Raw genomic sequence first — 20,440 nt, 5'->3', positions numbered from 1 at the left:
GACCCCATGACCTGGCTCGTCACCGGAGGCGCCGGCTACATCGGCGCCCACGTCGTCCGCGCGCTCCTCGACGACGGGCTCGGCGCCGTCGTCCTCGACGACCTGTCGAGCGGGCACGCCGCCTTTGTGCCGCAGGGCGTCCCGTTTATCGAGGCGAGCATCCTCGACCGCGCCGCCGTCGATCGCGCGATCAGCGAGAACGGGGTGACCGGGGTCATCCACGTCGCCGGGTTCAAGTACGCCGGCGTGAGCGTCGAGCGGCCTCTGCACACGTACGAGCAGAACGTGACCGGCATGGTCACGCTGCTCGAGTCGATGCACGCTCACGGCGTCGACGCGTGCGTCTTCTCGTCGTCGGCGGCCGTCTACGGCGACGTCGACGTCGACCTGGTCGTCGAAGAGACCCCGAAGGCGCCCGCGTCGCCGTACGGCGAGTCGAAGCTCATTGGCGAGTGGCTACTCGCCGACCAGGGCGTGGCGGCGGGCCTGCGGCACACGAGCCTGCGGTACTTCAACGTGGTCGGCTCGGGCGATCAGAGCCTGCGGGACACGAGCCCGCACAACCTTTTTCCGCTCGTCTTCGACGCCCTCGTCGAGGGTCGCGCCCCGCGCATCAACGGCGACGACTACCCGACGCCCGACGGCACGTGCGTGCGCGACTACATCCACGTCTCCGACCTCGCGCTCGCCCACGTTGCCGCGGCCCGCAGGCTCGAGCGCGGCGAGAGCGTCGAGCCGGCGTACAACCTCGGCTCGGGCGACGGGGTCTCGGTGCGCCAGATCATGGATGCGATGGCGCGCGTCACCGGCATCGCCTTCGACCCCGAGATCGCCCCGCGCCGCCCCGGCGATCCGGCGCGCATCGTCGCGAGCGGTGAGCGCGCCGCGCGCGACCTCGACTGGCGGATGCGCCACACGCTGGACGAGATGGTCGCCTCCGCGTGGGCGGCCCGTCGGGCCGCGCAATAGCCCGCGGCACCCTCGCGTCGCCGCACATCGACGTAGGCACACATTCCGGCGCGTCGCAACCCTCGATAACGGGTTCACCCTTTTACGATTCGCGACTTGACGCGAGAGAACTACACGAGTGTAATTAGGGGCATCCCGCCGCACCGGGGGTCGTGACGGGGGAGGGGAGCACCACTAATGAGCGAATACCGCAACACCGTACCGGCCGATTGGTACGTAGATCCGGTTCGACTGGGAGTGCCCGGCGTTCGCCGCACGAGTGACATCGACGATGATGCCGAACTCGCGTGGCAGACCGACGCGCTGTGCGCCCAGACCGACCCCGAAGCGTTCTTCCCCGAGAAGGGCGGTTCGACGCGGGACGCCAAGAAGATCTGCACCTCGTGCGAGGTGCGTACCGAGTGCCTCGAGTACGCGCTGAAGAACGACGAGCGGTTCGGCATCTGGGGCGGCCTGAGCGAGCGCGAGCGTCGCAAGCTGCGTCGCCGCGCCTGACAAAGGCTGCCGCCCCGCGTGTGGCGACCGATGACGGTCGCCGCCGCGCTTAGGCTCCTTCTGTGCAGCCCCGCGTAACAGCAGTGCTCGTCGTCCGCCGCGGCGGCGACGCACTCGACCACACGCTCACGGCGCTCACCCACCAGACCCGCCGGGCCGACCAGCTCGTCATCGTGGACGCCGCCGATGACGCGGCCGTCACCGCCCAGCTCGCCGACGCCGCCCCCACCCACTACGTGACCGCCCCGAACGCCTCGGCCGGCTTCGGGCAGCTGGTCATGGCGGGAACAGACCAGGTTTCGCTCGCCGAGCAGACGACGTCGCCGTACGGCGGCGTCGACGAGTGGTTCTGGATGCTGCGCCACGACACCGCGCCCGACCTGCGGGCGCTCGAGAGGCTGCTGGGCGCCGTCGAGGTGGCCCCGTCGGTGGCGGTCGCCGGTCCCAAGGTGATGGACGGCGAGCATCCGACCACCATCCGCGAGTTCGGTGAGACGCTGACGCGAACCGGTTCGTCCGTGGCGCTCGCCGAGCGTGAGCTCGACCAGGCGCAGCACGACCGCACGAGCGACGTGCTGGCGGTCGGCGAGGCCGGCATTCTCGTGCGCCGCACGGTCTGGCGCGACGTCGGCGGCTTCGACCCCGCGCTCGCCCACGTCGACACGGCGCTCGACCTGTGCGTGCGCATCCGCCTCGCGGGGCACCGCGTCGTCGGGGTGCCGCTGGCGCGCGTCTTCGCCCACGAGTCGAGCGCGGAGTTCAGCAAGCCCGGCCGTGCTCCGCGCGTCAGCGCCCGCACCGCCGCCCGCTGGCGCCGCACCGCCCAGCTGCACCGCCGGCTCGTCTACGCCCCGCTCGCCGCCGTGCCGCTGCACTGGCTGAGCCTGGTGCCACTCGCGCTCGCCCGCTCGATCGGGCACCTGCTCGCGAAGCGCCCGACGCTCGTGCTGGGCGAGATTCTGGCCGCGCTCACCGTCGCGTTCTCGGGCCCGGCCGTCCCTCGCGCTCGCCGCCGCCTTGCGCGGGCCCGCCAAGTCGGGTGGGCGGCCATCGAACCGTTGCGCCTCGATCCGCGTGAGGTGCGTCGGCGACGGGCGATCGCTCGGGATGCTCGCCTCGGCCAGGCAGAGATGTCGCGCATCGATCGCCCCGATTTCGCCCCCGCCGGCGTCGCGGCCGTTGCCGGCGCCGCGATCGTCGGGCTGATGGCGACGGCGCCGCTGCTCGGGGCGGCCGCCCTCGGCGGCGGAACGCTCGCGCCGCTCGCCGCCGACCTCGGCGCCCTCGCGGACGGCGTTCGGGTGACGACGGAGGGCGCGGCCGACCCCTTCGCGTTCGTCCTGGCGGCGCTCGCCGCGCTCACGGCGTGGCAACCGTCTCTCGCGCTGGTGGTGCTGTGGGCGGTCGCTCTGCCGCTCGCGGCACTGGGCGCATGGTGGGCTGCCGCACCGCTCGTGAGGCGGCCCGGCCCCGCCGCCGCGGTGGCTGTCCTGTGGGCCGCTGCTCCCGCGCTGGCCGTGGCGCTCACCGAGGCCCGGTTGACGGTGCTCATCGTGCATCTCGCCCTGCCGTGGCTGGTCGCCGCGGCCGTGCGCCTCCCCTCCTCGTGGAGCGCGACCGCCGTCACCGGGCTGCTCACCGCCGTGCTGGTCGCCGCGGCGCCGAGCGTCGCCCCGGCCCTCGCGCTCGTGTGGGTGGCCGCCATGGTGGTGCGCCCGCGAACGATCGGTCGCCTGCTCACGCTCGCCGTGCCCGTCGGCGTTCTCGCCGCGCCGCTGATCGCCGATCGCATGCTGCGGGGCGAGGTGCTCGCGCTACTCACCGACCCGGGGCTCGCCGCCGCCCCCGGCCCGGCGTCGCCGACCGGCATCCTGCTGGGGTGGCCCGACCTCGCGCCCGTGCTCGGCCCACTCGCGACCCTCCTGCCCGCCGAGCCGTCCCCGCTGCTCGTCGCCCTCGTCGTGGGCATCCCGGTCGTGGCGATCCCGGTGCTCGGCCTGCTCGCCCCGGCGCTTCCCAACGGGATGCGCGCCCTCGCGCCCCTCGGCCTCGCTGCGCTCGGCCTCGTCACCGCGATCGTCGCGTCGGGCATCGCCCTCACCACCGCCGACGGCCGGGCCGTGGGCCTCGACGTGGGGCCAGCAGTCAGCCTGTATTGGTTCGGGCTGGTGCTCGCCGCCGGCATCGGCCTCGACCGCCTGGGTCGCGCTGGCGCGATTCCCGGGATCGTCGCCGTGACCGGTGCGACGGCGATCGCGGTTCCCGCATTTGCCGCGATCCTGCTCGGAACGGCGACCGTCGTGCCCCTCGCCGAGCCGCGCACGCTGCCCGCCCTCGTCGCCGCCGACGCCAGCGACGACCCCCGCCTCGGCACCCTCGTGTTGACCCCCCGCGACGAGGGGCTCGCCGCCCGCATCGACCGCGGTGCGGGGCCGACCCTGATCGAACAGCGCACCGTGCGTCGCGCCGACGACACCGAGCTGCGCGATCTCGCCACCCTCGCCGGCAACCTGGCCGCCCCGAGCGGACGGGCGCTCGAGCGAGACCTCGACGACCGCGACGTGCGCTACGTGCTGCTGCGAGCATCCAGCGCGGTGATCGACGGCGACGACGGAGCCGACGAGCGCCCCTACCGCATCGCTGACGTGGCGGCAGCGCTCGACGCGACGCCGGTGCTCGTACCCGTCGGCGACACCGACGCGGGGCGGCTCTGGCGGGTCGCGGCAGACGACGACGACCGCGCGGCAGGGCCTGAGCCACACCCGCTCGCCGGAACCGTCCTCGCCGTGCAGCTCGGAGTGCTGGCGTTGACGTTCCTGCTGGCCGTGCCCACGAGCATCCGTCCGCGCCGCGAGCGCAGTGCCGACGGCACGATCGACGACCCGGCCGCCACCTTCGACGAGGACACCGATGACTGACGCGCGCCGCATCGCACTCGCCTCGGGGCGGGCCGGGCTCAGCCTGCTCGCCGCCGGGGCCGCCGTCGCGCTCGGGGCGGCGGCGCTGCTCGTGCCCGGCCCGACCGTCACGCCCGACGTGACCGCCATCACCGTGACGCCCGACCGCTCCGACCAGACGCTCGCCTGCCCGGGCGGCGTGTTCGGGCTCACGCCGGGCGACAATCCCCAGCTCACCGTGGCCGCCATGCCGCGCCTCGTGACCGCCGGAACCGGCGCGACCGTCGCCGCGCTCGACGGCAGCGACGCGCTGCCCAGCGAGCTGCCCGCCGAGACGCCGCTGGTCGCGGCCGACCCGCCCGCCGTCGTCACCCTGCCGGTGTCCGCCCCGGACGAACTCGTCGCCGCGATCGACAGTGTGAGTGTGCGCACCCCCGACATCTTCGGCTTCGCGGCGGCCGAGTGTGCGCCGGCGAGCCGCACCGGGTGGCTCGTGGGCGGTGACACCACCGTCGGGCGCACAAGCTGGGTCGCCGTGGCGAACCCCGGGCCCGTCGACGCCACGATCGACCTGGCGCTGTACGGCGCGAGCGGTGTGATTACCGCCCCCGGCACCACGGGAATCATCGTGCCGAGCGGATTTCAACGCGTGGTCGCGTTCGACGGACTCGCCGTCGACCAAACGTCGCCGATCGTCAGCGTCACGGCCCGCGCCGGCTCGGTCACGGCAACGCTGCAAACAACGACCGTGCGCGGGCTCGAGCCCGGCGGGCTGTCGGTCGTCACCGCCGCCGAGACCGCCGCCACGCGGCTCGTCATCCCCGGGGTGCCGATCATCGACCCCGACAGCGTGCAGGAGCGCGCGACGGCCGTCGGGCCCGACCTCCTGCCAACCCTGCGGCTGCTTGCCCCGGGCGAGGAGGGGGCCGACGTGACGGTGCGCCTCGTTCGCGCGGGCGCCGTCGATGCCGAGCCCGAGGCATCCGTCATTCCGCCGATTCTCGCGGCACTCGAGGGCGGAACGGTGCTCGACCTGCCGCTGCCCGAACTGCCCGCCGGCGACTGGGCGTTCCTCGTCGACGCCAGCGCGCCCGTCGTCGCGGGAGTGCGGGTGAGCGTCGTCGACGCCGACCCCGACGTGCTACCCGGGCCGGTCGGGGGCGTTACGCCGTCGATCGATCAGCACTGGATCTCCGCCTCCCCGCTTCTCCCCGACGGCATCACCGCGCTCGGCACGGTCGGCGACCTCGCCGGCACGACAGCGCGGCTGCACCTCGCCGCGCCCGCCGACGGCGCCACCGTCGACCTCGACGGGCGCCTCATCGAGGTGCCCGCCGGCGGGGCCGTGAGCCTGCCCGTCGCGGGCAGTACGCCGCTGCGCATCACGATCGCCGGCGGCGACGTGAGCGCATCCGTCAGCTATCGGGGGGATGCGGCGATCGCGACCACGCGCATCCTCGCCCCGCGGGCGGCCACGCCGCCGCTCGTCATCCTGCCGCAGTAGCGCGTCTGTCCGCGCCGCCGGCCCGTGGCGTTTACCAGTGGCGGAAGCGGTCGGGGGCGAGATCCCACGGGTCCTTGCCGATCAGTTCGCCGACCGCGCGGAACACGCAGTTCTCGATCATCATGCGGCGGTGCCAGTCGTCGTCACGGTGCAGGCGGCTCATGCGCTCGATCGGGATGCGGAAGAGAATCACCCGCTGCTGCGCGGGGATCGAGCGCCACCGCGCCACGCCGTTCACCCCCGGCGGCTGCTCGGGCATCGGCATGACGTCGATGCGCAGGCCCGACAGCTCGGTCGGCCACTCGTCGACCAGATACTCGGCCGTCGCCCGCACCGTCTGCTCGAACAGGTCGCGGCGGGTGTGCACGGGCCGCAGCTGGGCGCCCGGCAGCTGCGAGCGACCCGCCTTGCCGTGGCGTGCGCGGCGTCGCCCCTGCGCGGCGCGGCCGGCAGGAGCGCCGCCGTTGGGAGTTCCGCCCGTGGCGGATGGACCCGACAGCGGGTCGCCGGCGCGCGAGGAGGGCATGCCGCCAGCGTACCCGCGCATGTCCGAGCCCCGCCGTATGCTGAACCCGATGACCTCCCGGCAGTGCAGCAAAGTGGCGTGCAACAACGCCGCCATCTCGACGCTGACGTACGACTACGCCGACTCGATGGCCGTGCTCGGGCCGCTCGCGCAGCGCCGCGAACCGCACACCTATGACCTGTGCGAGAAGCACTCGCAGCGGTTGTCGGCACCGCAGGGCTGGCACATCGTGCGGTACTCGGCGCTCGGCGAGGTCGGCTGACTCGCTACCGTAGAGGCGTGCAGACCACCCCTGACCTTTCGGCATTCATCAAGGCCTACGACGTGCGCGGTCTCGTCGGCTCGCAACTCACCGACGAGGTCGTCGAGGCGCTCGGCGCCGCCTTCGTCGACGAGCTGAGCGCCGCCGGGCAGCGCATCGCCGTCGGCCACGACATGCGTGACTCGTCGCCCGGCTTCACGGAGGCGTTCGCGCGCGGCGCCGTCGCCCGAGGAGCCCACGTCGAGAACCTCGGGCTGTGCTCGACCGACGAGACCTACTTCGTCTCGGGCCGCGACGGCATCGCCGCCGCCATGTTCACCGCCAGCCACAACCCCGCCACGTACAACGGCATCAAGTTCTGCCGCGCCGGCGCGCAGGGTGTGAGCCTCGACACGGGGCTTGCGGGCATTCGCGACCGGGCCCAGGCGTACCTCGACGCCGGAGGGGTCGAGGCGTTGCCCGCCGACCGCCTCGGATCGCTCACGACGCGGGACGTGCTGACCGACTACGCGGCGTACCTGCGCGAGCTCGTCGATCTGTCCACCGTACGACCGCTGACGATCGTCGTCGATGCCGGAAACGGCATGGGTGGGATGACCGTGCCCGCGGTGCTCGGCACGGGAGCGGGACTTCCTGCGTTGCCGCTCACGATCATCCCGCTGTATTTCGAGCTCGACGGAACCTTCCCCAACCACGAGGCGAACCCGCTCGTGCCGGCGAACCTCGTCGACCTGCAAAAGGCTGTCGTCAAACACGGCGCCCACCTCGGGCTCGCCTTCGACGGCGATGCCGACCGCTGCTTCGTCGTCGACGAGCTCGGGCAGCCGGTGACGCCGAGCGCGGTCGCCGCCATCGTCGCGCGCCGCGAGGTCGAGCGGGTGCGCGCCGCCGGCGAGACGGGCGACATCGCGGTCGTGCACAACCTCATCACGTCGCGCATCGTGCCCGAGACGATCGAGGCGGTCGGTGCCGAGCCGGTGCGCACCCGCGTCGGGCACTCGCTCATCAAAGACGTCATGCACGCCACCGGGGCAATCTTCGGCGGCGAGCACTCGGCGCACTACTACTTCCGCGACTTCTGGGGTGCCGACAACGGCATGCTCGCCGCGATGCACCTCATCGCCCAGTTCGGAGTCTACGACGGGCCGCTGTCGCGCCTCGCCGCCGAGTACACGCCGTACGCGGCGAGCGGCGAAATCAACTCGGTCGTCGACGACGTGCCCGCGGCATACACCCGCATCGTCGACGCGTTCACCGGACGGGCCGAGATCGACGAGCTCGACGGGCTGACGTTCACCGGCGTTCTCGACGGGGCGGCGGGCGGTTTCGGTGGGCCTGGTGGGCGTGGGTGGTACTGGTTCAACGTACGCCCGTCGAATACTGAACCGCTCCTGCGCCTGAACGCCGAAGGGTCGACCCCGCCTGTCATGGAGGCAATCCGCGACGAGGTGCTCGCGCTGATTCGCGCGTAGGGGCCGGGGACCGGGCCGGGTCGGGCACGCGGCGCGGGCGCGCCTGCCGCGTGCAGTCACGCGACGGGCGCGCTGTCGCCGATCGCTCTAGTCGCGCACGCCGAGCGCATTTGCGCAACTCGAGCAGGTGTGCGCGTGCACGAGTTGCGCGAACCCGCACGACCTCGCGTTCCGCCCGCCGCGCGGCCGCCTGTCCGCCTGGCCCCGCGCGTCCCCACCCGCTGCCGTCGCCGAGACGAGGGTTTGCGTCGAGACAAGGGTTCGCGCGGCCTCGTCTCGGCGCAAACCCTTGTTTCGGGGCAGTCCCGTCCCTGCGACCGGGTCGCTTGCTGTCAGGATGGGCGCTCACGGCGCGCACGTGTGCGCAACTCGAGCCGCTGTGCGCGTGCACGAGTTGCGCGAACCCGCGCGACCTCGCGTTCCGCCCGCCGCGCGGCCGCCGCTCCGTCCGGTCCCGCGGTCCGCTCACACCGCACACGCCGCCCGCACACGCCGCCGGCACACGCCGCCGGCACACGCCGCCCGCACACGCCGCCCGCACACGCCGCCCGCGGGCGTCCGTCACGCGCCATCACTCCGGATGCACGCCCAGCGCATCCGCGGAAATCTCCTGCGAGAATGTGGGCATGGCTTCCGACACCGCCGCGCCCGCGCGCCCCGCCGACCTCGGCCCGCTCGCCACCATCACCACCCGCAACGGCCTCGACTTCGCCGTGCGCGACCTTGCCCTCGCCGAGGCGGGGCGCCACCAGATCCGCCTCGCCGAGCACGAGATGCCCGGACTCATGGCCCTGCGCGACGAGTTCGGCCCCACCCAGCCACTGGCCGGTGCCCGCATCGCCGGCAGCCTGCACATGACCGTGCAGACCGCCGTGCTGATCGAAACCCTCGTCGCCCTCGGCGCCGACGTGCGGTGGGCGAGCTGCAACATCTTCTCGACGCAGGACGAGGCGGCCGCCGCCGTCGTGGTCGGCCCGCACGGCACCGTCGACGCCCCCGAGGGCACGCCCGTCTTCGCCTGGAAGGGCGAGACGCTCACCGAGTACTGGTGGGCGACCCAGCAGATCTTCGACTTCGGTGTCGACGCCGACGGCAACCCCGTCGGGCCGACCCTCATCCTTGACGACGGCGGCGACGCGACCCTGCTCGTGCACAAGGGCCGCGAGTTCGAGCTCGCGGGCGCCGTTCCCGCCGACCAGCCGGGCGACAGCGCCGAGTGGCGCGTGATTCTGGAAGCGCTTCGCGCATCCCTCGCCGTTGACCCCACCCGCTGGACCCGCACGGCCGAATCCATCATCGGCGTCACCGAAGAGACCACCACCGGCGTGCACCGCCTGTACGAGCTGCACCGCGACGGGCAGCTGCTCTTCCCCGCGATCAACGTCAACGACTCGGTCACGAAGTCGAAGTTCGACAACAAGTACGGCATCCGCCACTCGCTGCCCGACGGCCTCAACCGCGCCACCGACGTGCTCATCGGCGGCAAAACCGTCTTCGTCTGCGGCTACGGCGACGTCGGAAAGGGCAGCGCGGATGCTCTCCGCGGCCAGGGCGCGCGCGTCATCGTCTCCGAGATCGACCCGATCACGGCCCTCCAGGCCGCGATGGACGGCTACCAGGTGGCGAGGCTCGACGACGTGATCGGCGAGATCGACATCCTCGTCACCGCGACCGGCAACGAGGGCGTCGTGACGGTCGAGCACCTGCAGAGCCTCAAGCACCTCGCGATCGTCGCCAACGTCGGCCACTTCGACAACGAGATCGACATGGCGGGGCTCGAGTCGCTTCCCGGCGCCGAGCGGGTCGAGATCAAGCCGCAGGTGCACGAGTGGCGGCTGCCGAACGGGCGCTCGATCCTCGTCTTGAGCGAGGGGCGCCTCATGAACCTCGGAAACGCCACCGGGCATCCGTCGTTCGTGATGAGCGCGTCGTTCACGAACCAGGTGCTCGCACAGCTCGAGCTGCACACCAAGATCGCCGAGTACCCGGTGGGCGTGTACGTGCTGCCGAAGCTGCTCGACGAGAAGGTGGCGCGCCTGCACCTCGACGCGCTGGGCGTGAAGCTGACGCGCCTGAGCGACCGCCAGGCGCAGTACATCGGCGTGGACCCTGATGGTCCCTACAAGGTCGACCACTACCGCTACTAGTCAGCCCGTCCTGCGGCGCGATCGCTGATTCGCGCCCGCGCCGCGCTACCCGCGGTCGGGAAACCCGTGCGGCAGCGCGCGGAGCGTCGGGGCGAGGTCATCGAGGCGGGCGCGCTCCAGTTCGAGCGCCCGGGCCTCCCGCTCGCGGCGCAGCACCGCGACTCCTGCCAGCAGTAGCTCGGGCTCGACGCTGGGCAGGGGCGAGACGAACGGCGCCACCTCGGTCGCGAGCGCTGCGGCGAGCCGCTGCCGGGTGGCGGGCGTGTGCCCGTCGGCCTGGCGCAGGAACTGGGCGATGCGGCGTGAGAGCGAGTCGGGGATGCGCGCCACGTCGGCCGTGACCGCCCACTCGCTGAGCTCGACGGGCACGCCGAACTCCACGGGCTCGTGCTTCGGCACCCGCTCGTACTGGCTGTAGGTGCCGGCGACCAGGTCGCCGAGCCGCTTAGCGCGCGCGTTCACCAGCCCCACGACGACCGCGAGCCCGCCGCCGGTGAACACGATCTCGAACAACCCCACGAACGACCGGATGAACGCGTGCCGGAATCCGATCGCCCCACCGTCATCGCGCACGATGCGCGAGCCGAGCGCCCAGCGCCCGAGCGACTTGCCCTGCGTCGCGCTTTCGACGACGGCGGGCACGAGCACGAGGCCGACGAACGCGCAGGCGATTCCGAGCGCGGGGTACAGGGCATCGGGCAGACCGCTCCCTGCGGCCAAAACCAGGGCGGCCCAGACGAGCCCGACGGTGGCGAGCACGTACACGAGGTAGTCGATGATCGCGCCGGCGGCCCGCAGGATCACGTTCGTCGCCCGCAGCTCGAGCGCCACGGCCTCGCCGGTGAGCAGCTCGCGCTCGTCGTCGTGTCGGCTGAGGCTCTGGGTTCCCGCCGCGGTCGACATGCCATCATCTAAACAGATGGATCTCGACGCCTACTCACACGCCCACGACGCCGAATGGCGCCGGCTCGACGAGCTGTCGCGCCAGCGCCGCTTCGACGGGCGCGACGCCGACGAGTTGATCGACGGTTACCAGGCGGGCGCGACCCAACTGTCGCAGATCACGACGGCTGCCGGTCAGGCCCCGCAGGCCGCACGCCTGAGCGTCCTGCTGTCGCGCGCGCGGCTGCGCTTCACGGGCGCCGCGGCCGACCCGGTTACCCAGCTGTCGCACTACGCGACGCGAGCGGTGCCGGCGGCGCTGTACGGCATCCGATACCTGAGCCTCGCCGTCATGGCGATCTTCATCGCCATCGCTGCCGCCTATGCGGTCTGGGTCGCGACGAACCCCGACGTTGTCGCGGCGATCGGCGACTACGAGCAGCTGCGGGTGTACGCCGAGCAAGAGTTCGTCGAGTACTACCGCGAGTCGAGCGAGGGCGTCTTCGCCACCCAGGTCTTCACGAACAACGCGTGGATCGCCGCGCAGTGCGTGGCGTTCGGCATCACGGGACTGTGGCCCGCGTTCGTGCTGTTCCAGAATGCACAGGGCGTCGGCATCTCGGCCGGCATCATGGCCGAGTTCGACCGCCTCGACGTGTTCTTCCTCTCGATCCTGCCGCACGGCCAGCTCGAGCTGTACGCCGTGTTCGTCGCGTGCGCCGCGGGGCTGCGCATCTTCTGGGCGTGGGTGGCGCCGGGGGCCCGCACGCGCATCCAGGCGCTCGCCGAGGACGGCCGCGCGCTGTTCGCGACGGTCGGCGGTCTCGTTGTCGCGCTGCTCGTGAGCGGCGTCATCGAGGGCGTCGTCACACGGCAGGAGTGGCCCGACGTGATCCGCATCGGCATTGGCACGGTGGCGCTCGTGTGGTTCCTGTGGGTGCAGTGGGGCCTCGGCCGCCGCGCCGCGCTCGCGGGCGAGACGGGCGACCTCGACCCGATCAGCAGGGGAGCGCGGGTGGTCGTCGCCGACTGATCGTCCATCGCGACGGGATGCGCGCATCCCCTCACGCGAACCGCTCACTTTTTTGAGTTAATCAAATAAAGAGGGTAGGGTGATCAGCATGACCTCGACCGCCGAAGGCCGCCTCCGCGCGGCCGGACTGCGCGTCACCGCCGGGCGCATTCACGTGCTCGACCGGCTCGCCGAGGCGCCCCACTCCGATGCCGACACCGTGCACCGCCTGGTGACGGCCGCGGGCGGGCACCTCACGTTGCAGGCCGTGCACAACGTGCTGACCGACCTCACCGAGGCGGGGCTCGTTCGGCGCATCGAGCCGGCCCGCAGCCCCGCGCGCTACGAGACGCGCATCGGTGACAACCACCACCACGCCGTGTGCACGCGGTGCGGGGCAGTCACCGACATCGACTGCGTTGTGGGGCATGCGCCGTGCCTGACGCCGTCCGAGACGGGTGGCTACGCGATCCAGACGGCCGAGGTCACGTTCTGGGGCCTGTGCCCCGAATGCCGAACGTCACCGATCACCTGAAGGAGAGCATCCGCATGACCGCGAATCACACGACCACCACGAGTGGCGCTCCGGCCCCGAGCGACCAGCAGTCGCGCAGCGCCGGTCGCGACGGAGCCATCGCCCTGACCGACCACTACCTGGTCGAGAAGCTCGCCCAGTTCAACCGCGAGCGGGTGCCCGAGCGCGTCGTGCACGCGAAGGGCGGAGGCGCGTTCGGCGTCTTCGAGACCACGCACGACGTCTCGCAGTACACGAAGGCGGCGCTGTTCCAGCCCGGCGTGACCACCGAGACGCTCGTGCGCTTCAGCTCGGTCGCCGGCGAGCAGGGCAGCCCTGACACGTGGCGCGACCCCCGCGGGTTCGCGATCAAGTTCTACACCTCGCAAGGAAACTACGACCTCGTCGGCAACAACACCCCCGTCTTCTTCATTCGCGACGGCATCTCGTTCCCCGACTTCATCCGCTCGCAGAAGCGCCTGCCCGGCTCGGGGCTGCGCGACCACAACATGCAGTGGGACTTCTGGACCCTCAAGCCCGAGAGTGCCCACCAGGTGACGTGGCTCATGGGCGACCGGGGCGTTCCGAGTTCGTGGCGCCACATGGACGGCTTCGGCTCGCACACCTTCCAGTGGATCAACGCGGCAGGAGAGCGCTTCTGGGTGAAGTACCACTTCCGCACCGCGCAGGGCCACGAGACGCTCACGCAGGCGCAGGCCGACCAGATCGCCGGCGAGGACGCCGACTTCCACCGCCGCGACCTGTTCGACGCGATCGAGCGCGGTGACCACCCCAGCTGGGATCTCTCGGTGCAGGTGATGCCCTACGACGACGCGAAGAGCTACCGCTTCAACCCGTTCGACCTCACGAAGGTGTGGCCGAAGGGCGACTACCCGCTGATCCCGGTCGGGCGCTTGACCCTCACCCGCAACCCCGAGAACTTCTTCGCCGAGATCGAGCAGGCCGCCTTCGCTCCGTCGAACTTCGTGCCGGGCATCGCGGCGAGCCCCGACAAGATGCTGCAGGCCCGCATCTTCAGCTACGCCGACGCGCACCGCTACCGCGTGGGCACTAACCACAACCAGCTGCCGGTGAACGCGCCGAAGAGCCCGGTGGGCCACTACTCGAAGGAGGGCGCGATGGCCTACTCCTTCCCGCCCGCCTCGCAGCCGGTGTACGCGCCGAACTCGTTCGGCGGCCCGCACGCCGACGTCGAGCGGTACGGCGACGAGGGTGGCTGGGAGAACGACACGGAGCTCGTGCGCGCGTCGGCGACGCTGCACCCGGAGGACGACGACTTCGGTCAGGCCCGCACCCTCGTGAACCAGGTGATGGATGACGCCCAGCGCGAGCGCCTCGTGGCGAACATCGCGGGCCACGTCTCGAAGGTGACGATCCCCGAACTGCGCGAGCGGGTCATCCAGTACTGGACGAACGTCGACGCCTGGCTCGGCGAGGCGGTCGCGGCGAAGCTCGACCCGATCCTCGAGGCGCAGGACACCCTGGTGCCCGAGCCGACCGCGGCGAAGTAACGCGCACGACGACCACGAGGGGGGGCTGAGCCGCAGGGCTTGGCCCCCCTTCGGCGTTACAGGCGGCCGGCGGCCTTGTAGGCGAGGTAGCGGTCGGCGACGGCGGGCGGCAGCTCGAGCGGTGGGGCCGAGACGACATCACCGCCGAGGCGCTTCACGGCGGCGGCGACCCGTTCGGCGTCGAGCAGCGCCCGCTCGGCGGCGGCTGCCCGGTAGACGGCCGGCCGGTCTCCGCGCGAGGCCGCGGCCGCCACGAGCTCGGGGTCGGTGACGGCGGCGACGAGCACGAGGTGGGTGCGGGTCAGCTGGGGCAGCATCGTGAGTAGCGATCGGGTCGCCCCGGGCGATTCGAGTGGGGTCGCCAGCACGACGAGCGAACGCTGCGCCGTCATCGAGCGTACGAGCGCCGGCACGCTGCTCCAGTCGGTCTCGAGCAGTTCGGGGTCGATGGGCGCCATCGTCTCGGTGAGTTTCGACAGCAGGTCGGCGCCGCGCGCCCCCTGCACGCGCCCGCGCACGCGTCGGTCGTACACGGCCACGTCGACGCGATCGCCGGCGCGGTCGGCGAGGGCGGCGAGTAGCAGGGTCGACTCGAAGGCGGTGTCGAGGCGCGTCTCGTTGGCGATGCGGGCCGCGGCGGTGCGCCCCGAGTCGACGACCATGATGACGCGGCGGTCGCGCTCGGGTCGCCAGGTGCGCACCATGAGCGTCTGCGCGGGGCCCATCGCGCCCGCGCCGCCGGGGTCGCCGCCGCGTCGGGCGGTGGCTCGCCAGTCGATCGAGCGCACGTCGTCGCCGCGCACGTACTCGCGCAGGCTGTCGAATTCGGTGCCCTGGCCGCGCACCATGACGCTCGTGCGACCGTCGAGCTCGCGCAGGCGTGCGAGGCGCGAGGGCAGGTGTTTGCGCGAGGCGAATTCGGGCAGCACGGTGATCGCCCCCGGCAGCTGGATGCTCGCCTGCCGCCCCGCCAGCCGCATCGGCCCGATCGCGCGGATCGTCACCATCGCCGCTCGCCGTTCCCCGCGGCGCCAGGGCGTGAGGGTCGTGCGGATCGCCCGCCGCTCCCCGGCGGGCACGTCGAGGCGCTGCCGGGGCGGGCGGGCGCCCGCGGACGGTTCCCAGGCGTCGCGAACGATGCCGCGCATCCGTTTCGTGGTGGGGTTCGTGACGTACAGCACGGCGTCGGCGCTTTCGGTGAGCCGCACGCGTTCGGCGGTCGAGCGCTCAAGCCGAGCCGCGCGCGGCGAGGCGGCGAGCACCAGGTCGACGAGGGCGAGCAGCAGGCACAGCGCGAGCCAGCCGAGCAGCGCCCAGCCGGCTCCGATGCTCTCGTCAAGCAGCACGACGGGCACGACGCCTGCGGCGACGAGCAGCACGAACCAGCCGGTGACAGCCATGCCTAGACCCAGGTTTCCACTAGAGCGGAACCTGCACCTGCTGCACGATCGAACGCAGGATCGTGTCGGCGGTGACGCCCTCGAGTTCGGCCTCCGGGCGCAGGGCCAGCCGGTGCCGCCAGACGGGCAAGAGCATGGCTTGCACGTGGTCGGGGGTGACGCCGTCGGCGCCCGAGAGCCAGGCCCAGGCCTTCGCGGCGGCGAGCAGTGCGGTGGTGCCGCGGGGGCTGACGCCGAGCTTGACCGACGGGCTCTTACGGGTGGCGCGGGCGAGGTCGACGATGTAGGCGACGAGGTCGCTGGAGGTGTCGACCGTGCCGACGGCCGCGCGCGCGGCGGCGATGTCGTCGCCCCCGACGACGGCCGTGACTCCGGCGGCGGCGAGGTCGCGCGGGTCGAAGCCGGCCGCGTGCCGGTTCAGCACCTCGATCTCGCTGTCGCGGGGCGGTAGGTCGAGCACGAGCTTCAGCAGGAATCGGTCGAGCTGCGCCTCGGGCAGGGTGTACGTGCCCTCGTACTCGACGGGGTTCTGGGTTGCAGCGACGAGGAACGGCTTCGGCAACAGGTGCGTCTCGCCGTCGACGGTGACCTGGCGCTCCTCCATGGCCTCGAGCAGCGACGACTGCGTCTTCGGCGGCGTGCGGTTGATCTCGTCGGCGAGCATGATGTTCGTGAACACGGGTCCCGGCCGGAACTCGAAGTCGCCGTTTTTCGCGTCGTAGACGACCGAGCCGGTCACGTCGCCCGGCATGAGGTCGGGGGTGAACTGCACGCGCGCGGTCTTCAGGTCGAGCGCGGCAGACAGGGTGCGCACGAGCAGCGTCTTCGCGACACCCGGCACGCCCTCCAGCAGCACGTGCCCACCCGAGAGTAGGGCGACGATGAGTCCGCTGACGGCCCCGTCCTGGCCGACGACGGCCTTGCCGACCTCGCCCCGGACGGCGAGGAACTTTTCTCGGAGCGCGGTGTCGGTCATGCGTTCATCCTTTCGGTGCTGGCTGTGTCGTCGCCCTGCGCCACGCGGCGCGCGACGGCCCGTTCGAGTTCGGTGAGTCGGTCGCTGAGGCGCACGAGCTCGGCGTCGGTGGAGGGCTCGGTGTCGACGAGCAGGGCTCGCACGGCGCGTTCGTCGGCGCCGATCGTGGCCGCCGCCGAGGTGATGACGTCGTCGACTCCCGCGCCCGCGCCGAGCGCGAGGGTGCGGGCGATGCGGCGCAGGGTTCCGACGCGCAGCGCGTCGAGGGCGCGCAGTCGGGCGCCGCCGCGGGCGTAGAGCCGTGCCCGGCCCTCCATGGTTTCGGTGGTCTTCACGACGACGGGCAGGTTCTCGATGACGACGGGGCCGAGCCGCCGGCCGCGCCAGAAGGCGGCGACCAGCAGCGTGATGGCCGCCAGCCACGCGAGCGGATTCACCCAGCCGGGCGTCAACTCGGCCAGGCTCGCCGCGTCGGAATCGGCGGGCCCCGGCGAGTACCAGACGAGTCGGGGATGCTCGCCCGCGAGCCCCAGCGCCAGCGCCGCGTTTCCGCCGCGTTCGATCGCCCCGTTCTCGAGCGCCTCGCCGGCGCCGAGAACGGTGACGGGCGCGCCGTCGACGGTGGTCGTCAGAACAGCCGCGCCCCCCTCCGTGCGGAAGCAGGCGTCGTCGACGTCGGTGTCGTAGACGACGATCGCGTCGCCGTCAACGGAACCGGCCCGGGTGGCCGCCGCGAGCGCGCATCCATCGCTGTCGATCGGCCCGGAGACGGTACGGGAGGTCGCGAAGGGAAAATCGAGCGCGTCGAGCGTGTCGACGCCGGGCTCGACGAGCACGAGACGGTCGGCGAGGCCGGTCAGGCCCGCGATCCTGTCGCCGTCGAGAATGCCGCGCCCGTCGGCGACGAGCAGCGTGACCTGCTCGCCGGCGTCTCGCGCGTCAGACAGGGCGGAGTCGACCGCGGCGCGTGTGGTGGCCACGGTCACGTCGATGCCCTGCTCGCCGAGCACGGTGACGAGGGCGCGGCTGCCCGTCGGGGCGGCGGCCGAGGTGTCCCAGCGCTCGCTGCCCGTCACTGTGCCGTTCAGCGCCGTCATCAGCACGGCGACCGTGAGGGCGACGCCGACGACCCCGACCCAGAACAGGCTGCGCTTGATGGCGCGGCCGGCGGTCGGCGTGACGATCGTCGCGGTCATCGCGCGCGACCCACGGGGGAGGGTGCGGCGGCGAGGGTTTCGTCGAGCCGCGTGACCGCACGGTACTGCGGTTCGTCGCCGCCGCGACCGAGGTAGCGCACCCCGTCGAAGGCGTCGGCCGCGTCCTCGAGCGCCGCCGCCTGATCGGGGAAGGCGCGCCCCGTCATCGCCGCAAAGCCGTGGGCCGTCGTTCCGGGATGCACGCTCACGATCGTGCGCTCGTCCAGCGATCGCGCGATCCCCCGGAAACGGTCGGCGATCGCGGCGGCCCAGTCGCCGCGCGAGGCCGCGGATTCGGCATCCTTGCGCAGTTCGCGAGCGCTTCGCCGGTCGCTCGCGCCGAACAACTCATCCGAAAGCTGGCTGCGGCGCCGTCGGGCGGGCAGACCGTACACGGCGATCGCGATGGCGATCAGGCCGGCGATGATCAGCAGCACGATGACGAAGCCGAGCCCCGGAGGGCCGGCGACGCCCTGGTCGAACAGCGAGAGAAACCACTCGAGCACCCGCTGCGACAGCAGGTCGAACCAGTTCGGAAGCGCCTCGGCGTACCGCGGGTCAGCGAGCTCGTCGCTCAGCAGCTCGCGGCCCCCGGGCGCGTCCGGTTCCAGCGGCGCGCGCGCGACGACGGCACCCAGCGGCATCGACGTCGGCGGGGCAATCACGCGGCTGAGGCGGGGCGGGTCTCGCCGCCGAGGCCGCGAATGTAGGGGTCGTCGACGGTCCGGCCGGCTGCCGACTGCTCGACCGCCTGCTGCAGGTCGATGTCGAGGCCTTCCGAGCGCATCCGAATATCGGTGTAGATGAGCGCGACCGCCGAGGTCGTCAGGACGGCACCAATCGCGCCCACGATGACGGCGACGGCGATGCTCAACAGGTTCGCGCCGATCAGCACGACGATCGCCGAGAGTTCGTCGCCCGCCGGGTTGAACAGCGCACCGCCGAAGGTCGCGGCGATGCTGAAGGGCGCCGATACGACACTCGCCGCGACCTGCACGATGACGGTGAACAGCAGCAGGATGCCGAGGGTGCGCCAGAAAGATCCGCGAATAAGGCGCCATGCTCGGCCGATCGCCGCCCCCAGCGTGAGGCGCTCGATCATGATCGCGGCGGGCACGAGGGCGAGCTTGATCCACAGCCACACGCCGAGGACGGCGAGGCCGAGCCCGCCGAGCACGCCGATCGTCACGCCGACGGCGATGCCTGCGGGGCCGCCGACGACGATCATCAGGGTCACGAGGCCGACGAGGATGACGATGGCGACCGTGAGAGCCATGGAGAGCAGGACGGTCCACCCGATCAGAGCGCCCCAGCGGCCCTTGCCGCGGGCGAACAGTTGCTTCAACGTGTTCTTCTCGCCGAGGATCTGGCGTGACACCTCGATGGTGATGAGCCCCTGCAAGAGGGCCTGCGCGACGAGCGCGACGGCGGTGGCGACGACGCCGGCCAGCACGATCAGCCCGAAGGTGCCGGCGACGATGGCATCCGCCTCGCTGTCGCTCGCGCGCTCGAGGCGGTCGAGGCTCACGATGGACAAGCCGAAGACGAGCCCGAACGCCAGAATCGTCACGAGCGCGTTCAGCAGCAGCGCCGCGCCGAACGTGGGCCGCGGGTTGCGCTTCAACACCTGGAAGGTCGCACCGAACAGCGTGCCGAAGTCGATCGGCCGAAGCGGAATCAACCCCGGTTTCGGCGGAGGGGCCCACCCCCCGGTTGCTGCGGGCCCGTACGCGGGCGCCGCACTCGGTGAGGCCGGCGCCTCCGGGCCGCTCGGGGCACCTGCGCCGGGGGGCGCGGGAGGAGGCGTCGTCGAGGGGTCACCGCTGGAGCCGCCACCGGGCGGTGTCCAGCCGGGCGAGGTCCAAGAGGAGTCGTTGCTCACAGGCCGTATGGTTTCACACTCGTCTAGGCTGGAGCGAACAATGATCGCATCCTCGGGCGATGGCGCCCGGGTCAGTGAGCGGAGGCTGGCAATGACTGCGCGCATCCTCGTCGTCGACGACGACACGGCGCTCGCCGAGATGATCAGCATCGTGCTCACCGGCGAGGGCTACGAACCGCACCTCGTGCACGACGGCGCCGACGCGGTGAACGCCTTCACGCAGGTCTCGCCCGACCTCGTTCTGCTCGACGTCATGCTGCCCGGCATGGACGGCATCGAGGTGTGCCGGCGCCTGCGCGAGATCACCGGCACGCCCATCATCATGCTGACCGCGAAGGGCGACACCAACGACGTCGTCGAGGGTCTCGAGTCGGGGGCCGACGACTACATCGTGAAGCCGTTCAACCCGGAGGAACTCGTTGCCCGCATCAGGACGCGCCTGCGGCCGACGCCCGACTCGTCGGTCGAGCGGCTGCAGATCGGCGACGTCACGATCGATGTGACCGGCCACGAGGTCCGCCGGGGCGACCAGGCGATCAACCTCACGCCGCTCGAGTTCGACCTGCTGCTGGCGCTCGCCATGAAGCCGAACCAGGTGTTCACGCGCGAGATGCTACTCGAGCAGGTGTGGGGCTACCAATACAAGGCCGACACGCGCCTCGTCAACGTGCACGTGCAGCGTCTGCGGGCCAAGGTCGAGACCGACCCCGACAACCCCAGCATCGTCATGACTGTGCGGGGCGTCGGCTACCGCGCGGGCGCACCGCGTTGAGA

General features: G+C 72.0%; 18 protein-coding genes. 11 read left to right on the top strand and 7 right to left on the bottom strand.

Annotated features, from left to right (window positions below):
- Positions 1-6 precede the first annotated feature (6 nt).
- The 4 genes from galE (at position 7) to CPY97_RS11000 (ending at position 5,865) form a co-directional block, all read left to right on the top strand.
- On the top strand, positions 7-969 hold the full coding sequence (galE, locus tag CPY97_RS11015) for a UDP-glucose 4-epimerase GalE (protein ID WP_096422712.1): 963 nt from the start codon (positions 7-9) through the stop codon (positions 967-969).
- A gap of 177 nt (positions 970-1,146) precedes the next feature.
- Positions 1,147-1,464: a WhiB family transcriptional regulator gene (locus tag CPY97_RS11010; RefSeq protein ID WP_096422710.1), complete on the top strand. Its 318-nt coding sequence runs from the start codon at positions 1,147-1,149 to the stop codon at positions 1,462-1,464.
- A 62-nt stretch (positions 1,465-1,526) separates the two neighbouring features.
- Positions 1,527-4,382: a glycosyltransferase gene (locus CPY97_RS11005; protein ID WP_096422708.1), complete on the top strand. Its 2,856-nt coding sequence runs from the start codon at positions 1,527-1,529 to the stop codon at positions 4,380-4,382.
- Complete coding sequence (locus tag CPY97_RS11000) at positions 4,375-5,865, top strand: DUF5719 family protein (RefSeq protein WP_096422706.1); 1,491 nt, start codon at positions 4,375-4,377, stop codon at positions 5,863-5,865. Before CPY97_RS11005 ends, CPY97_RS11000 begins: the two co-directional genes overlap by 8 nt.
- 31 nt (positions 5,866-5,896) lie before the next feature.
- Here the strand turns inward: CPY97_RS11000 and CPY97_RS10995 are convergent, their stop codons facing one another.
- The gene (locus CPY97_RS10995; protein WP_231923931.1) at positions 5,897-6,391 is read right to left on the bottom strand and encodes a metallopeptidase family protein; all 495 of its coding nucleotides are present in this window, start codon (positions 6,389-6,391) and stop codon (positions 5,897-5,899) included.
- A 49-nt stretch (positions 6,392-6,440) separates the two neighbouring features.
- On the opposite strand from CPY97_RS10995, the gene CPY97_RS10990 reads away from it, so the two are divergent.
- The 3 genes from CPY97_RS10990 to ahcY all read left to right on the top strand — a co-directional run bounded on the left by CPY97_RS10990 (position 6,441) and on the right by ahcY (position 10,272).
- The gene (locus CPY97_RS10990) at positions 6,441-6,653 is read left to right on the top strand and encodes a DUF3499 family protein (protein ID WP_096423627.1); all 213 of its coding nucleotides are present in this window, start codon (positions 6,441-6,443) and stop codon (positions 6,651-6,653) included.
- A 17-nt stretch (positions 6,654-6,670) separates the two neighbouring features.
- Positions 6,671-8,125, top strand: coding sequence for a phosphomannomutase/phosphoglucomutase (locus CPY97_RS10985; protein WP_096422704.1), 1,455 nt, complete (start codon positions 6,671-6,673; stop codon positions 8,123-8,125).
- 626 nt (positions 8,126-8,751) lie between these two features.
- On the top strand, positions 8,752-10,272 hold the full coding sequence (ahcY, locus tag CPY97_RS10980; protein WP_096422702.1) for an adenosylhomocysteinase: 1,521 nt from the start codon (positions 8,752-8,754) through the stop codon (positions 10,270-10,272).
- 45 nt (positions 10,273-10,317) lie between these two features.
- Here the strand turns inward: ahcY and CPY97_RS10975 are convergent, their stop codons facing one another.
- Positions 10,318-11,175: an RDD family protein gene (locus tag CPY97_RS10975; protein WP_096422700.1), complete on the bottom strand. Its 858-nt coding sequence runs from the start codon at positions 11,173-11,175 to the stop codon at positions 10,318-10,320.
- A gap of 16 nt (positions 11,176-11,191) precedes the next feature.
- Here CPY97_RS10975 and CPY97_RS10970 point away from each other — a divergent pair, with 16 nt between their 5' ends.
- From CPY97_RS10970 to CPY97_RS10960, 3 genes are all read left to right on the top strand, one after another.
- Entirely contained in the window at positions 11,192-12,187 is a 996-nt protein-coding gene (locus tag CPY97_RS10970) for a stage II sporulation protein M (RefSeq protein WP_096422699.1), read from the top strand.
- Between the two features lie 88 nt (positions 12,188-12,275).
- Positions 12,276-12,701 carry a Fur family transcriptional regulator gene (locus tag CPY97_RS10965; protein ID WP_096423625.1) on the top strand — a complete coding sequence of 142 codons (426 nt, stop codon included), beginning with the start codon at positions 12,276-12,278 and terminating at the stop codon, positions 12,699-12,701.
- Positions 12,702-12,715: 14 nt separating this feature from the next.
- A complete protein-coding gene (locus tag CPY97_RS10960) occupies positions 12,716-14,212 on the top strand; it encodes a catalase (RefSeq protein ID WP_096423623.1) in 1,497 nt (498 codons plus the stop codon).
- A 56-nt stretch (positions 14,213-14,268) separates the two neighbouring features.
- Here CPY97_RS10960 and CPY97_RS10955 read toward each other — a convergent pair whose 3' ends face one another.
- The 5 genes from CPY97_RS10955 to CPY97_RS10935 are packed head-to-tail and all read right to left on the bottom strand — an operon-like array spanning position 14,269 to position 19,465.
- Positions 14,269-15,612 carry a DUF58 domain-containing protein gene (locus tag CPY97_RS10955; RefSeq protein ID WP_096422698.1) on the bottom strand — a complete coding sequence of 448 codons (1,344 nt, stop codon included), beginning with the start codon at positions 15,610-15,612 and terminating at the stop codon, positions 14,269-14,271.
- A 19-nt stretch (positions 15,613-15,631) separates the two neighbouring features.
- A complete protein-coding gene (locus CPY97_RS10950) occupies positions 15,632-16,588 on the bottom strand; it encodes an AAA family ATPase (RefSeq protein ID WP_096422696.1) in 957 nt (318 codons plus the stop codon).
- Positions 16,585-17,784, bottom strand: a complete 1,200-nt coding sequence (locus CPY97_RS10945) for a DUF4350 domain-containing protein (protein ID WP_096422694.1) — start codon at positions 17,782-17,784, stop codon at positions 16,585-16,587. Before CPY97_RS10945 ends, CPY97_RS10950 begins: the two co-directional genes overlap by 4 nt.
- A complete protein-coding gene (locus CPY97_RS10940) occupies positions 17,781-18,449 on the bottom strand; it encodes a DUF4129 domain-containing protein (protein ID WP_096422692.1) in 669 nt (222 codons plus the stop codon). Before CPY97_RS10940 ends, CPY97_RS10945 begins: the two co-directional genes overlap by 4 nt.
- Positions 18,446-19,465, bottom strand: a complete 1,020-nt coding sequence (locus CPY97_RS10935; RefSeq protein ID WP_096422690.1) for a hypothetical protein — start codon at positions 19,463-19,465, stop codon at positions 18,446-18,448. Before CPY97_RS10935 ends, CPY97_RS10940 begins: the two co-directional genes overlap by 4 nt.
- Positions 19,466-19,757: 292 nt before the next feature.
- Between CPY97_RS10935 and mtrA the strand changes: the two genes are divergently transcribed.
- Positions 19,758-20,438: an MtrAB system response regulator MtrA gene (mtrA, locus tag CPY97_RS10930; protein WP_096422688.1), complete on the top strand. Its 681-nt coding sequence runs from the start codon at positions 19,758-19,760 to the stop codon at positions 20,436-20,438.
- Positions 20,439-20,440: the final 2 nt, after the last annotated feature.

Origin of the sequence: Microcella alkaliphila (assembly GCF_002355395.1) — a bacterium.
GTDB classification, from domain to species: domain Bacteria; phylum Actinomycetota; class Actinomycetes; order Actinomycetales; family Microbacteriaceae; genus Microcella; species Microcella alkaliphila_A.
Note: the sequence above shows the minus strand (reverse complement) of the source record. Positions and strands in the feature narration are given on the sequence as shown.

Excerpts from the sequence above, each read along its gene's own strand:
- galE (WP_096422712.1), top strand. The coding sequence starts at position 7 with ATGACCTGGCTCGTCACCGGAGGCGCCGGCTACATCGGCGCCCACGTC.
- CPY97_RS11010 (WP_096422710.1), top strand. The coding sequence starts at position 1,147 with ATGAGCGAATACCGCAACACCGTACCGGCCGATTGGTACGTAGATCCG.
- CPY97_RS11000 (WP_096422706.1), top strand. The coding sequence starts at position 4,375 with ATGACTGACGCGCGCCGCATCGCACTCGCCTCGGGGCGGGCCGGGCTC.
- CPY97_RS10995 (WP_231923931.1), bottom strand. The coding sequence starts at position 6,391 with ATGCCCTCCTCGCGCGCCGGCGACCCGCTGTCGGGTCCATCCGCCACG.
- CPY97_RS10990 (WP_096423627.1), top strand. The coding sequence starts at position 6,441 with ATGACCTCCCGGCAGTGCAGCAAAGTGGCGTGCAACAACGCCGCCATC.
- ahcY (WP_096422702.1), top strand. The coding sequence starts at position 8,752 with ATGGCTTCCGACACCGCCGCGCCCGCGCGCCCCGCCGACCTCGGCCCG.
- CPY97_RS10975 (WP_096422700.1), bottom strand. The coding sequence starts at position 11,175 with ATGTCGACCGCGGCGGGAACCCAGAGCCTCAGCCGACACGACGACGAG.
- CPY97_RS10970 (WP_096422699.1), top strand. The coding sequence starts at position 11,192 with ATGGATCTCGACGCCTACTCACACGCCCACGACGCCGAATGGCGCCGG.
- CPY97_RS10965 (WP_096423625.1), top strand. The coding sequence starts at position 12,276 with ATGACCTCGACCGCCGAAGGCCGCCTCCGCGCGGCCGGACTGCGCGTC.
- CPY97_RS10960 (WP_096423623.1), top strand. The coding sequence starts at position 12,716 with ATGACCGCGAATCACACGACCACCACGAGTGGCGCTCCGGCCCCGAGC.
- CPY97_RS10955 (WP_096422698.1), bottom strand. The coding sequence starts at position 15,612 with ATGGCTGTCACCGGCTGGTTCGTGCTGCTCGTCGCCGCAGGCGTCGTG.
- CPY97_RS10950 (WP_096422696.1), bottom strand. The coding sequence starts at position 16,588 with ATGACCGACACCGCGCTCCGAGAAAAGTTCCTCGCCGTCCGGGGCGAG.
- CPY97_RS10945 (WP_096422694.1), bottom strand. The coding sequence starts at position 17,784 with ATGACCGCGACGATCGTCACGCCGACCGCCGGCCGCGCCATCAAGCGC.
- mtrA (WP_096422688.1), top strand. The coding sequence starts at position 19,758 with ATGACTGCGCGCATCCTCGTCGTCGACGACGACACGGCGCTCGCCGAG.